General features: G+C 41.5%; 12 protein-coding genes. All 12 read left to right on the top strand.

What is annotated here, in order from left to right; all coding sequences use genetic code 11:
* The first annotated feature begins 41 nt into the window (after positions 1–41).
* The 12 genes from nifJ to ACYQ21_RS02360 all read left to right on the top strand — a co-directional run bounded on the left by nifJ (position 42) and on the right by ACYQ21_RS02360 (position 14,698).
* The gene (gene nifJ, locus ACYQ21_RS02305) at positions 42–3,590 is read left to right on the top strand and encodes a pyruvate:ferredoxin (flavodoxin) oxidoreductase (protein WP_460054718.1); all 3,549 of its coding nucleotides are present in this window, start codon (positions 42–44) and stop codon (positions 3,588–3,590) included.
* A 100-nt stretch (positions 3,591–3,690) separates the two neighbouring features.
* Positions 3,691–5,031, top strand: coding sequence for a DEAD/DEAH box helicase (locus ACYQ21_RS02310; RefSeq protein ID WP_460054721.1), 1,341 nt, complete (start codon positions 3,691–3,693; stop codon positions 5,029–5,031).
* A gap of 88 nt (positions 5,032–5,119) precedes the next feature.
* Complete coding sequence (locus ACYQ21_RS02315; RefSeq protein WP_460054722.1) at positions 5,120–5,932, top strand: AAA family ATPase; 813 nt, start codon at positions 5,120–5,122, stop codon at positions 5,930–5,932.
* Positions 5,933–6,059: 127 nt separating this feature from the next.
* Positions 6,060–7,190 carry an ABC transporter ATP-binding protein gene (locus tag ACYQ21_RS02320; RefSeq protein WP_460054725.1) on the top strand — a complete coding sequence of 377 codons (1,131 nt, stop codon included), beginning with the start codon at positions 6,060–6,062 and terminating at the stop codon, positions 7,188–7,190.
* A gap of 90 nt (positions 7,191–7,280) precedes the next feature.
* Entirely contained in the window at positions 7,281–7,649 is a 369-nt protein-coding gene (locus ACYQ21_RS02325; RefSeq protein WP_460054728.1) for a DUF4430 domain-containing protein, read from the top strand.
* Between the two features lie 58 nt (positions 7,650–7,707).
* Positions 7,708–8,394, top strand: a complete 687-nt coding sequence (locus tag ACYQ21_RS02330) for an amino acid ABC transporter permease (RefSeq protein ID WP_460054729.1) — start codon at positions 7,708–7,710, stop codon at positions 8,392–8,394.
* Positions 8,391–9,128 (top strand): amino acid ABC transporter ATP-binding protein, encoded by a 738-nt coding sequence (locus ACYQ21_RS02335; RefSeq protein ID WP_460054732.1) that lies wholly within the window; start codon positions 8,391–8,393, stop codon positions 9,126–9,128. Before ACYQ21_RS02330 ends, ACYQ21_RS02335 begins: the two co-directional genes overlap by 4 nt.
* An 87-nt stretch (positions 9,129–9,215) precedes the next feature.
* On the top strand, positions 9,216–9,917 hold the full coding sequence (locus tag ACYQ21_RS02340) for an adaptor protein MecA (protein ID WP_460054735.1): 702 nt from the start codon (positions 9,216–9,218) through the stop codon (positions 9,915–9,917).
* 211 nt (positions 9,918–10,128) lie between these two features.
* The gene (locus ACYQ21_RS02345) at positions 10,129–11,301 is read left to right on the top strand and encodes an MraY family glycosyltransferase (RefSeq protein ID WP_460054737.1); all 1,173 of its coding nucleotides are present in this window, start codon (positions 10,129–10,131) and stop codon (positions 11,299–11,301) included.
* A gap of 78 nt (positions 11,302–11,379) precedes the next feature.
* Positions 11,380–12,150, top strand: a complete 771-nt coding sequence (sufC, locus tag ACYQ21_RS02350; RefSeq protein WP_460054740.1) for a Fe-S cluster assembly ATPase SufC — start codon at positions 11,380–11,382, stop codon at positions 12,148–12,150.
* 13 nt (positions 12,151–12,163) lie between these two features.
* Positions 12,164–13,426 carry a Fe-S cluster assembly protein SufD gene (gene sufD / locus ACYQ21_RS02355; RefSeq protein WP_460054742.1) on the top strand — a complete coding sequence of 421 codons (1,263 nt, stop codon included), beginning with the start codon at positions 12,164–12,166 and terminating at the stop codon, positions 13,424–13,426.
* A 48-nt stretch (positions 13,427–13,474) separates the two neighbouring features.
* Complete coding sequence (locus tag ACYQ21_RS02360) at positions 13,475–14,698, top strand: cysteine desulfurase (protein WP_460054745.1); 1,224 nt, start codon at positions 13,475–13,477, stop codon at positions 14,696–14,698.
* Positions 14,699–14,706: the final 8 nt, after the last annotated feature.

Genomic DNA, 14,706 nt, shown 5'->3' on the forward strand with positions numbered 1-14,706 from the left:
ATTAAGTTGAATAACTCAGCGCTTAAAAGAGGTGAAAATAAATGAAGAAAACCAAAACAATGGATGGGAATGCTGCAGCGGCGTATATTTCTTATGCGTTTACAGAAGTTGCAGCGATTTATCCGATTACGCCAAGCTCGACAATGGCGGAATATGTGGATGAATGGGCTGAACAAGGTCAAAAAAATATCTTTGGGGAAACCGTTCGCGTTGTTGAGATGCAAAGTGAGGGTGGTGCAGCCGGAACCGTTCACGGGTCATTGAAAACGGGTGCTTTGACAACAACCTACACGGCAAGTCAAGGGCTACTCTTGATGATTCCCAATATGTTTAAAATTGCAGGGGAGTTATTGCCGAGCGTTTTTCATGTGGCAGCGCGTGCGGTGACGACCAATGCCCTCAGTATTTTCGGTGACCATAGTGATGTCATGGCAGCGCGCCAAACAGGCTTTTGTATGTTGGCGGAGGCTAGCGTTCAGGAAGTTATGGATTTATCAGCTGTGGCACATTTGGCTAGTATTGAAGGCAAATTGCCTTTCATGAATTTCTTTGATGGCTTTAGAACCAGTCATGAGTTGCAAAAAATCGAAGTCTTAGACTACGATGATTTGAAAGCTATGGTTGACTGGGAGGCACTCGCAGATTTCCGAGCGCAAGGGATGAATCCCAACCATCCAAATGTTTCAGGGACGGCACAAAATCCAGATATCTATTTCCAACAACGTGAAACGGTCAATCAGTTCTATGATCGGATGCCTGCCATCGTCCAAAAATACATGCAAGAAATCAATGCTTTGCGTGGCACATCCTATGACTTAACGGACTATTATGGTGACCCAGAAGCGACAGAAGTTATCATTTCGATGGGTTCAGTGTCGCCGACGATTCAACAAACGGTTGATTATTTGAATAAGCAAGGTCGCAAGGTTGGGCATATTAATATCCATTTGTATCGCCCATTCCCTGCTGAAAACTTGTTGGACAAATTACCCAAAACTGTTAAAACTGTTGCTGTTTTGGATCGGACGAAAGAACCGGGGTCAGATGGCGAGCCACTCTTGCTAGATGTACAAAGTGTTCTTTACCGTCATGAGAACCGTCCGACGGTTATTGGTGGTCGTTACGGTATCGCCTCGAAAGAAATCACACCAGATCAAATTGTGGCTGTTTATGACCATATGCTTGTGCCAGCGGATCAAATGAAAGGTCGCTTCACGGTAGGGATTATAGATGATGTGACAAATCTGTCATTGCCAATGGGAGAAGTGCTTGACTTAACACCAGATAGCACTTTCCAAGCAAAATTCTGGGGATTAGGCTCAGATGGTACCGTTGGTGCCAATAAACAAGCCATTAAAATCATCGGCAATCACACGGATTACTATGCCCAAGCTTATTTTGCTTATGATTCTAAAAAATCAGGTGGCTTGACCATTTCTCATATTCGCTTTGGTCAGGAACCGATTTTATCAACTTATAATGTCGATCGAAGTGACTTTATCGGCTGTCATAATAGTGCCTATCTGCATAAATATGATTTGATTAAAGGGTTGAAAGATGGGGGAACTTTCCTCTTAAATACCATTTGGGATGAAGAAAAGGTTAAACAACATCTGCCGAAACGTCTCAAACGTTATTTGGCAGAGCACAATATCAAGTTTTATACGATCAATGCCGCAGGGATTGCACAAAGATTAGGTTTACATGGTCGGATTAATACGATTATGTCAGCAGCTTTCTTTGAACTGTCGACGATTATGGACAGAGAGACTTTCTTGCCACTGATGCGAGATGAAATCAAGGCTGCTTACGGCAAAAAATCAATGAAAATTGTTGAGATTAACTGGCAAGCCATTGATGCAACATTTGATGCCCTGACTCAGGTTGAAGTACCCGCTGAATGGGCGACACTTGAGGTAGCAGAAGAAAAATGTCACTGTGAAACAGCAGGTAAGCCGAGCTATATCACGAATATCTTGGAGCCAATTAACCGTCAAGAAGGTAACGATTTATCGGTTGGTGATTTGATTGACAACGGTATGTTAGGTGGCTTTATGCCAATGGGAACTGCTGCTTATGAAAAACGTGGTGTTGCCTTAGAAGTCCCTGAATGGTCAGTTGATAAATGTACTATGTGTAACGAATGTGCCTTTATCTGTCCCCATGCAGCGATTCGACCTTTCTTGGCTGATGATGAAGAGCTTAAGGAAGCACCAGAAGGCTTTATCACACGTGAAATGCGTGGTGCGGATGGCTTGCAATATCGGATTCAGGTGTCACTTGAGGACTGTACAGGTTGTGGACTCTGTGTTGAAGTGTGTCCAGCTAAAGAAAAAGCCTTAGCCTTGAAGCCTTACGATGCGCAAAAAGAAGAAGCTGTCAATTGGGCTTTCGCCATGACCTTAAGTCAAAAAGTCAATCCTGTCAAGAAATATTCGGTTAAGGGGTCTCAGTTTGAAAAGCCTTTACTTGAATTCTCAGGAGCTTGTAGTGGCTGTGGGGAAACGCCTTATGTTAAGCTCTTGACACAACTTTATGGGGATCGGATGATGATCGCTAATACCACAGGTTGTTCATCAATTTGGGGTGGTTCTTCACCAGCGACACCTTATACGACTAATGATGCAGGTCAAGGACCGGCTTGGAGTAATTCGCTCTTTGAAGATAACGCAGAATACGGCTTAGGCATGCATATTGCCAATCAAATGAAGCGGGATCGCTTGGTCAATAAAGTGACAGCAGCCCTTGCAGCTGAGGTAGGTTCTGATGATACCAAAGCCTTGTTAGTGGATTGGTTAGCTAACAAAGATGAGGGTGAAGGTAGCCGTCAACGTGCCACTAAAGTTGCGGCAGCCTTGCAAACTGAAACAAATGAGGACTTGCAAGCTATTTTAGCTGATGAAGATATGTTGGTGAAACCAAGTCAATGGATTATCGGTGGTGATGGTTGGGCCTATGACATTGGGTATGCAGGGATTGACCATTTGCTTGCGACGAATGAAGATGTCAATATCCTAGTCATGGATAACGAACTTTATGCCAATACTGGTGGTCAAATGTCTAAAGCGACACCAACATCAGCGATTGCTAAGTTTGCGGCTGGTGGTAAGAAGACTAAGAAAAAAGATTTGGGCATGATGGCGATTGCTTACAATGATGTTTATGTGGCGCAAATAGCCATTGAAGCGAATCCAACGCAAGCCATCAAAGCTATTCAGGAAGCAGAAAACTATCCTGGTCCATCTTTGATTATCGGCTACACACCTTGTATCAATCACGGTTTGCGTGGTGGTATGAGTCAAACCATCAAGGAATCAAAAGAAGCGGTTGAGTCTGGCTACTGGCAACTCTATCGTTATGATCCACGTCTTGCTGCTAAAGGTAAAGATCCGATGCGGATTGATTATAAGAAAGCTGACTTTAGTAAAATGGCAGACTTCCTTGAAAAACAAACCCGTTTCTCTGCCCTTCGTAGCGTTAAGAAAGATGAGCAAGAAGTTCAAGATATGTTGCATCATACAGTAGAAGTGATGACAGAACGCAGTGAAAATTATAATCGCTTAGCGACTTATAAAAAGAATAAAGACTGATACCTGTCAATCGTTTAATGATTGATAATCGAAAATCGCCGAATTTGGCGATTTTTTTGTGGTATAATAAAAGCACGACTACTAGAAAAACGAGAAAAATATGGAATTCACAGATTTTAATTTTAAACCCTTTATTAACGACACTTTAGAAAGCATTCGCTTCAAAACGGCGACACCAGTCCAAGAAAAGTTGATGCCGATTGCGCTTGAAGGCCGTGATATCGTTGGCGAATCTAAAACAGGTTCTGGTAAAACCCATACTTTTTTACTACCGATTTTCCAAAAACTAGACACTGCCATTGATGGCGTTCAAGCTGTGATTACTACACCGTCACGCGAACTTGCGACGCAGATTTATAACGCTGCGCAAGAGTTTACCAAGTTTGATGATAGTATCCGTATCTCAAATTTTGTCGGCGGGACGGATAAAAAACGTCAGATTGAAAAACTATCTGGTAATCAGCCTCATATCGTCATCGGGACACCCGGTCGTATCTTAGACTTGATTAATGCCCAAGCCTTGAAAACTTATACGGCCAATATTTTCGTTATCGATGAAGCAGACATGACTTTGGACATGGGATTTTTAAACGAAGTGGATCAAATCGCAGGTACCTTTGACAAAAAGGTGCAGATGCTGGTGTTCTCAGCAACCATTCCGCAAAAACTCCAACCTTTCCTCAAGAAATATCTCAACAATCCCGTCATGGAGAAAATCGCGACGAAAACGGTCATTAGCGATACTATTGACAACTGGTTGATTTCGACCAAGGGTCGCGGGAATAACAGCGCCATTCTGGAAGTGCTGCAGACGCTTAATCCGTATCTAGCTATGATTTTTGCCAATACGAAAGACAGAGCCGATGAGATTCACAGCTTTTTGGCGAATAATGGCTTTAAAGTCGCTAAGATTCATGGGGGGGTGCCACCACGTGAGCGTAAGCGGATTATGAAGGTCGTGCAAAACCTCGACTATCAATATGTCGTGGCGACAGACTTGGCGGCGCGTGGGATTGACATTGAAGGTGTAAGCCATATTATCAACGACGGAATTCCTCGTGATTTAGAATTCTTCGTCCATCGTGTCGGTCGGACGGGTCGAAATGGGATGACTGGGACAGCGATTACGCTCTATCAACCGTCTGATGATGCTGTCATTCATGAACTTGAGAAAACAGGTATCAAATTCACACCAAAAGTCATTAAAAATGGTGAAATCACAGATTCTTATGATCGCGACCGTCGTGAAAAACGTGAGAAATCAAAAGAAGCACTTGATATCACCATGATTGGGCTTGTGAAGAAGAAAAAGAAAAAAATCAAACCTGCCTACAAGAAAAAAATCGGCTGGGAAATTGATAAGCAAAAGAAAGCTACGAAACGAATTGAAGGTCGTGCGCAAGGCCGTGCGGAACGGAAATCTAAGCGGCAGAGTTTTTAAGGAAGCCTTCATGAACTAGATTTGTCATTCTTGATAAGTCTATTTTTGTATCAGATTAATCCGTTTATTTGGAAAGGAAGGAGTAGACATGCGCTATATCAGAAATTTACAATTATCTGGACATCGTTATCCCAATACTAATATCTATCCTTACCGTATTTTACACAAAAAAGCAGGTGCTTTGCTCACATTTGATCGCATCACGATTTTTTATGGCGATAATGGGAGTGGTAAGTCTACTTTGCTAAATATTATCGCAAATCTGTTACAGATTTCTGGCGGTGAGCCACCGACTAAATGGGGGATAAAAGATTATTACAGCGAGTATTTGTCGGAATGTCACTTAGTTTTAGAAGATGATGATGAGGGGCGGATTCGACGTAGAATCCCTGACAATAGTCGTTATCTTAAGAGTGAGGATATCTTGTATGAAATCAAGAAAATTCAGCAAGAAAGTGTTTTAGAAGAAGGTTATATTTATGAACGGCGTCAACTTGGGATGACGAAAGAAGAAATTGCCATGAAAAAAGGGTCTTATAAGTGGCAACAACAGCTTGAACGCCTGCAATTTGCGCAAGAAAAATATTCTAATGGTGAGACGGCAATGCAGATTTTTGAAGACTATCTAAAACCAGATGCCTTGTATCTTCTTGATGAACCAGAAGCCTCTTTGTCGCCAGAAAATCAGTTAAAACTTGCGACGACGATTAATGATTTAGCACACTATCTTGATTGCCAGTTTGTGATTGCAACGCATTCTCCCATCTTGCTAGGAATGCTTGAAGCGACAATTTATAATCTTGATTTGTCTGATTTTCAAACACAAAAATGGTCAGAACTTGAAAATGTTAGGCAGTTTGCAAAATTTTTCTTTGACCGCCAAGGTGATTTCAAACTTTAGATTGTTTTTATTGTTTAGGTGGGATTTTATGAGCGTTTTGTACATAAATAATAGGCAGTTTGTCAACTACAATATGTAAACGTTTACGCTATAATAAGTTTATCAAATAAAAAATGAGGTAGACATAATGACAACCCTTAAATTAGAACACGTAGACAAAGTTTATCCTAACGCGAAAATCAAATCCGTAGAAGATTTCAACTTGGATGTGAAAGATAAAGAATTTATCGTTTTCGTAGGGCCTTCAGGTTGTGGTAAATCAACAACACTCCGCATGATTGCAGGTCTTGAAGATATTACAAGTGGTGAATTCACGATTGACGGTGTACGGATGAATGATGTGGCACCTAAAGACCGTGATATTGCCATGGTTTTCCAAAACTACGCTCTCTATCCACACATGACAGTGTTTGACAACATGGCATTTGGTCTGAAATTGCGCAAATACAAAAAAGATGAAATCAAAAAACGTGTTGAAGAAGCGGCTGCTATTCTTGGTTTGACTGAGCTTCTAGACCGTAGACCAGCTGATATGTCTGGTGGTCAACGCCAACGTGTGGCCATGGGACGTGCCATTGTCCGTGATGCTAAAGTCTTCCTGATGGATGAACCTTTGTCAAACTTGGATGCTAAACTTCGGGTGTCAATGCGTGCAGAAATTGCCAAAATTCACCGTCGTATCGGAGCAACAACTATCTATGTTACCCATGACCAAACAGAAGCGATGACACTTGCGGACCGAATTGTTATCATGAGTGCGTCTAAAAGTGCGGATGGCACAACTGGTCGTATTGAACAAATCGGTGCACCAAAAGATCTTTATAATGAACCTGCTAATAAATTCGTAGCCGGATTTATCGGTAGCCCAGCTATGAACTTTTTTGAAGTAACGGTTGATGGGACTTGCATGACAAATGGTGCAGGTCTTGATATCGCCATTCCTGAAGGCCAACAAAAAGTTCTTAAAAATGCCGGCTATGACAAGAAAAAAGTTTGGTTTGGTATTCGTCCAGAAGATATCTCAGCTGATGGGATTGTGCAAGAAGTCTTCCCTAACCAAAATGTTAAAGCTGAAGTTGTGGTTTCTGAGTTGCTCGGTGCTGAAACAATGCTTTATTCTAAAATCGGTGACACTGAATTTGTCTCAAAAGTGGACGCACGTGACTTCCGTCAACCAGGTGATGAAGTTGACTTGACATTCAATGTCAATAAAGGTCATTTCTTTGACTTTGATACTGAGCAACGCATTGTCGGTTAAATCTAACTATTGAAAACGTCATTGACGTTTTTTTTAGGCTATGATTTCTATCGTTGGCAGTCAACCCTATTTTTTTGATAAAATGGACTTATGAAAAAAATTTTAGTCAGTTTCTTTTGTATCCTATCCGTTATTGTCCTATCGTCTTGTCACAAAGCTAGTAGATCTGAACAGCATGGTACAGCAACCTTAATCATCAAATTTGACAACTCAACCGTCAAAACCTATCAAAATGTGCCAATCAGAATTGATGAAACTGTCTTAGATTTGCTAGAATCCAAGACAAAAGTAACGCTAAAATCAGGTATCATCACGGGAATTGACGACATTTCTCAAATTGAGTCAAGCAATCTCTACTGGCTTTTTAAGGTTGATGGTAGACTTGCGGATAAGGGGGTGACAGAAACTAAGGTGAAAACAGGCAATCAAATTGAATTTTATCTGGGAGAATTTAGATAAAGGACTAGTAGTTTGTGATATAATAAGAGATATTACGATTTTCAGAAAGTAGAGTTTTATGAGTTTTAATTTTATCGATAAATTCCTGCCTTATTTTAATGACGGCTTGATTGTTACCTTGATGATTTCAGCCTTTGTCGTGGCAATCGGTACGCTGCTTGGGACGATGATTGCCCTAGCTAAATTATCAAAAGTCCGTGTTTTGCGTTGGCTGGCCAATGTGTACATTGAAATTTTTCGTGGCACACCGATGTTAGTACAGATTATGATTGGTTTTCAAATTCTTGGCAAAATGCCTTTACCAGAATTTCAACTCGGTATCCTGACAGAAGATTTATCGCGCTTGGTGCCAGGGATTATTGTTTTGTCGATGAACTCAGGTGCTTATGTCGCCGAAATCGTTCGGAGTGGGATTAATGCTGTGCCTAAAGGACAGACTGAGGCTGCCTACTCACTCGGTATCCGACCTCATCAAACGATGATAAAAGTTATCCTACCGCAAGCAATTCGCAATATCTTGCCTGCTTTAGGTAATGAGTTTGTGACCATTATCAAAGACAGTTCGCTATTGGCAACGATTGGCGTTATGGAGCTTTATAACGGTGCTCAGACGACCAGTTCAACGACCTATCAAAGTTTATCGCCTTGGCTACTCGTCGCTGTTTATTATTTCGTGGTGACCTTTATCACAAGTCGACTCATCAATCTCCTTGAGAAAAAACTTGGGAAAGGCTATGCAAAATGACCACAGAAAATTTGATTGACATTAAAGGTTTACATAAATATTTTGGCAAAAATGAAGTGTTGAAAGGTTTGGATATCCAGATTAAACGTGGCGAAGTTGTGGTCATGATTGGTCCTTCTGGGTCTGGTAAATCAACTTTTCTCCGGACTATGAATTTACTTGAAACGCCAACTAAGGGTGATGTTTATTTTGAAGGCACAAATATTGCAGACAAGTCAGTGGATGTCTTTAAACATCGCGAAAAAATGGGCATGGTTTTCCAGCAGTTTAACCTTTTTCCAAATATGACGGTGCTTGATAATCTGACTTTGGCACCGATGACAACTGGTAAACTCTCAAAAGAAGAGGCGGTTGAAGTTGCGATTGAGTTATTAGCTAAAGTTGGTTTGTCTGAAAAAGCTGAGGCCTATCCACAAAGTTTATCAGGTGGCCAACAACAACGTGTCGCCATTGCCAGAGCGCTTGCGATGAATCCTGATGTCATGCTGTTTGATGAGCCGACATCTGCTCTTGATCCTGAAATGGTTGGTGATGTTCTAAATGTCATGCAAAATTTAGCAAAAGATGGGATGACCATGGTCATCGTGACGCATGAGATGGGCTTTGCTAAGGAAGTGGCGGATCGCGTGATCTTTATGGCGGATGGCAAAATCGTCGAGAGTGGCACACCAAATGAACTGTTTGATCATCCTAAAGAACAACGGACGCAAGATTTCCTTGCTCAAGTTTTATAAGAGTCAAATGAGCATTGCAATCATTCAAAAGTGCTAATTTTAGCGCTTTTATGATATAATAAGAGTTCAAGGGGGTCTCTGAGATAGATGAGATACTCTGAAACGAAACGTGAGGTTAGTACGATGGAATATAAGCAAATCAATGATAAAACGATAAAAATTTCCCTAACATTTGAAGATTTGAAAGCGCATGACATTAAGATGCGTGACTTTTTGGTCAATCAAAGTATGGTTGAAAAACTCTTCTATGAGTTGGTCAGTGAGCTAGAAATTGAAGATAAGTTTGCCAATACTGGCATGATGACTTTTCAAGTTCGGCCGCATCCACAAGGTGTTGACCTGCTGGTAACGGAGGAGTTAAACATGGATAACATGCAATTTCCTGAAGGCCCAGAAGGCTTGCAGGAAATGATGGATGAAGCTATGGAACAGATGGGTGATATGGCTAGTTTCATGGATAATCTATCAGGAAAAACCAACTTTGATGTGATGGACGAACAGGCAGATTTTGTTTATTTTATTCTCAAATTTGGTAAAATTTCTGAAGCTGTCAAGTTGAGTCAGGCTGTGAGAGATGATGTGGAAGAATCTGAACTTTTCCAATTTCAAGACAACTTTTATCTCACAATCCTAGATAATCAGAAACGTAAAGGTGCAAAAGAAGTCAGTCTTTTACGCGCACGGATGTTAGAGTATGGAGAACCGTCTGATTTTTCACGTGAAGCTTTACTAGAACATGCTAAAACGATTTTCCGAGAAGAAGCACTTGAGAGTTTGCAACAGATTTAAAGTTGATAGCAACAGTTAAATAGCGAGATATCGCTATTTTTTATGGAAAAAATCTGTCTATCTGGTTGAGAGTGTATTTTGAAAGAATAGCTCTAGCACGATATAATCGTTAAATGGTAGCTAGGATAATAGAGGCATTAATGTATTTTTATGCAACCAGAGCATAGCATATTACCTATAAAAACAGAAGAATATGGTATAATAATGGTATATGCATAACTTATCTGAATTTCCTTTTACGGTTAAATATATCATTATTTTATTAGTGACGGCAATGATTGCCTTGATTTTAACACCGATTATGGTGTTAGTGTCTCGAAAAATCGGAGCCGTTGATAATCCAAACGCCCGTCGCATTAATGTGAAACCAATGCCGTCAGCTGGTGGTGTCGCTATTTTTGTGGCGTTTTCAGTTATTACCTTATTGGTCTTGCCACACTTTGTTGCTTTGCCAAATTATCCAGGTGTCACGGAATCCTATCTTAGCTATGTTTGGCCTTTTGTTTTAGGTGGCGGCCTTGTGGCTATAACAGGTTTGGTTGACGATATGATTGAGCTTGGTGCTAAGGGTAAATTAGTAGGCCAAATTGCAGGAGCTTGTATCATCTGGTTTTTCACGACCAGTCATTTTGATAATTTTAAAATTCCCTTTGGCGGACCACTTTTGACATTTCCAGATTGGTTGTCTTTTTTAGCCACGATTTTCTGGATTTTAGCGATTACCAATGCAGTCAATCTCATTGATGGTTTAGACGGTTTAGCTAGTGGTGTGTCGATTATCAGTCTGACAACCATGGGCTTGGTCGCCTATTTCTTCTTGGGGACGACCAATGTCTATCTGCCGATTACGATTTTTGTCTTGGTATTTGCCATTTCTGGCTTTTTCCCCTATAATTTCCCGCCTGCCATTATTTATCTGGGTGACACCGGTGCCTTGTTTTTAGGCTTCATGATTTCAGTCTTATCTTTACAAGGCTTGAAAAATGCGACAGCTGTGGCTGTCGTCACACCGATGTTGATTTTAGGGGTGCCATTGACCGATACTGTCGTAGCCATGATTCGCCGCAAGCTCAACGGTGGTAGTATGGTCGAGGCGGATCGGATGCACTTGCACCATCGTCTTTTGAGTCTTGGTCTGACACAGCATGCGGCCGTTTTAGTGATTTATGGGATTGCAGGGATATTTTCATTTATCGCTTTGATTCTTAATGTGTCGTCACGTTGGGGCGGTACCTTTTTGCTTGTCTTTAGTTTGATAGGGTTAGAAGTGTTGATTGAACTGATTGGCGTGTTAGGTGAAAATCGGACACCGCTTTTAAACATCGTTAAATTCATTGGCAATAGTGATTATCGTCAAGAAGTTAAGAAAAAGCGCAAAATGTAACACTTTTCAGACAAAATGATGTTATTTTGTCTTTTTTTTTGTTAAAATGATGGGAAGAAGATTATTTTGGAGGAAGCTATGTCTACATTAGAAATTAAAGATTTATACGTCCGCGTTGAGGAAAAAGAAATCCTTAAAGGTGTGAACCTGACAATCAATACAAATGAGATTCATGTCATCATGGGACCAAACGGCACAGGGAAATCAACACTTTCTGCTGCCATTATGGGTAACCCTAATTTTGAAGTCACCCAAGGCGAAATTTTGCTTGACGGTATTAATGTCTTAGAACTTGAAGTAGACGAACGTGCGCGTTTAGGTCTTTTCTTGGCCATGCAATATCCAAGTGAAATTGCTGGTATCACAAATGCTGAATTCATGCGTGCTGCCATGAATGCTGGCCGTGAAGAAGATGATAAAATTGGGGTCATGGATTTCTTGAAGAAATTAGACAGCAAAATGGCCTTGCTTAATATGGACGAAGCTATGGCTGAACGCTATCTTAACGAAGGCTTTTCAGGAGGTGAGAAAAAACGTAACGAAATTTTACAGTTACTCATGCTTGAACCTAAATTTGCTATCCTAGATGAAATCGACTCAGGTCTAGATATTGATGCCTTGAAAGTCGTTTCTAAGGGTGTCAATGCCATCCGTGGTGAAAACTTCGGTGCCTTGATCATCACGCACTATCAACGTCTCTTGAACTACATCACACCAGATGTGGTTCACGTGATGATGGAAGGTCGCGTTGTCATGACAGGTGGCCCTGAATTAGCAGCACGCTTGGAAACTGAAGGTTACCATGGCATCGCTAAAGATCTTGGTATCGAGTACAAAGAAGAAGCTTAAGAAGGAGCATAATATGGCGAAAGAAAATATTATTGCTTTTTCACAGGCACATGCGGAGCCAGAATGGTTGCAAGTGCGCCGTCAAACGGCATTTGATAAAATCAGAGACTTGAAACTCCCAGTGATTCAGCGTGTCAAGCTTGACCGTTGGCACTTTGGCAACAACGACATCACTGAATCTCTTGACAGTTCAAACGTGCCAGATTTTACAAACTTAGGTGAAAATCCTAAATTGATTCAAGTCGGCACGACAACTGTTTTCCAACAGTTATCGCCAGATTTGGCGAATCAAGGTGTGATTTTCACAGATTTTTATTCAGCATTAGAAGAAATGCCAGAAATCATCGAACAGTATTTTGGCACAGCCCTACCTTTTGACGAAGACAAATTAACCGCTTACCATACCGCTTACTTTAACTCAGCGGCAGTCTTATATGTGCCAGATAATGTTGAAGTGACTGTACCAATCGAAGGACTTTTCTATCAAAATTCTGACGAAGCCGTGCCTTTCAATAAACACGTGTTGATTATCGCTGGTAAACACTCAAAATTATCTTACTTGGAACGTTTTGAAAGCCTTGGCAAAGATAGCGTTAAAAACACAGCTAATATTGCAGTGGAAGTAATCGCACTTGAAGGCGCACAAGTTAAGTTTTCAGCCATTGACCGTTTAGGTAGCAATTTGACAACCTTCATCAGTCGTCGTGGTCGCTTAAATAAAAATGCATTGATTGACTGGAACCTTGGCGTGATGAACGAAGGTAATGTCGTTGCTGATTTTGATAGCGATTTGGTCGGTGAAGGCAGTCATGCAGAACTGAAAGCGGTGGCAATTTCTTCAGGCAAACAAATTCAAGGTATCGATACACGTGTTACCAACTATGCGCCACATTCGATTGGGCATATTTTGCAACACGGTGTCATTTTAGAAGCCGGAACCTTGACGTTCAACGGCATTGGCCACATTATCCGTGGCGCCAAAGGTGCAGATGCGCAACAAGAATCACGTGTCTTGATGTTGTCTGATAAGGCACGTTCGGATGCTAATCCGATTCTTTTGATCGATGAAAATGATGTGACTGCAGGTCACGCGGCGTCAATCGGTCAAGTTGACCCAGAAGATATGTACTACCTCATGAGTCGTGGTCTTGACCAAGATACTGCTGAGCGCTTGGTCGTTCGTGGGTTCTTGGGTGCTGTTATCGGTGAAATTCCGATTAAGGCCGTGCGTCAAGAAATGATTGATGTGATTGAAAGTAAACTAGATAAACGTTAAGTCTCACAAGTGGTAGAGATGAACAGTTTAATGTAGGAGTGAGACTAGATGACCTTAGAAATCTCAAAAATTCGGAGTGATTTTAAAATTCTGGATCAAATCGTCAACGATGAGCCTTTGGTTTATCTGGATAGTGCGGCAACAACGCAGAAACCTCAACAAGTTTTAGATGCTATTCGGGCTTATTATGAGCGCAATAATGCCAATGTGCACCGTGGGGTGCATACCTTGGCGGAGCGTGCAACGGCTGACTATGAAGCTAGTCGTGATAAGGTGCGTGCTTTTATCAATGCCAGCTCGCGTAAGGAAGTACTGTTCACGCGTGGGACAACGACTGCCTTAAACTGGGTGGCAAAATTTGCTGAGCAGATTTTACAACCTGAAGATGAAATCGTCATCTCAATCATGGAGCACCACTCTAATATTATCCCTTGGCAACAAGCGGCAGCTAAAACAGGTGCAATCCTGAAATTCGTTTACCTTAAAGACGGTGAACTGGATATGGCTGACTTGCGGGATAAGGTCACAAATCAGACAAAATTTGTCAGCATCACACATGTCTCAAATGTCTTAGGTGTGATTAACCCTGTCAAGGAAATTGCTCAAATTGCTCATGAGCATGACGCAATTATGGTTGTAGATGGTGCCCAATCAACACCCCATATGATCGTAGATGTGCAAGACTTAGATTGTGATTTCTTCGCACTTTCTGGTCATAAAATGGCGGGACCTACGGGTATCGGTGTGTTATACGGAAAAGAAGCCTTACTTAATCAGATGCATCCGATTGAGTTTGGTGGCGAAATGATTGACTTTGTCTATGAACAAAGCGCAACCTGGAAAGAATTACCTTGGAAATTTGAAGCGGGAACGCCAAATATCGCAGGTTCTATCGGACTTGGTGCAGCGGTTGATTATCTGACTGAGGTTGGCCTTGACAATATCCATCAACATGAGCAAGACTTGCTGAACTATGTCATGCCTCAGTTGCGTGAGATAGAAGGCTTGACCATTTATGGGCCAGAAGATAATCAACGCCGTGGAGGTGTGATTGCCTTTAATCTAGACGGTCTTCACCCCCATGACGTTGCGACTGCACTTGACATGGAAGGTGTAGCTGTCCGTGCCGGTCATCACTGTGCGCAACCTTTAATTGATTATCTAGGCTTGCCTGCAACGGCTCGCGCTAGCTTTTACATCTATAACACTTTTGCTGACTGTGATAAGTTAGTCGAAGCCATTAAATTAACCAAGGCGTTTTTTGGCGTTTAAGTGTGCAA

The organism is Pseudolactococcus yaeyamensis, assembly GCF_054658615.1.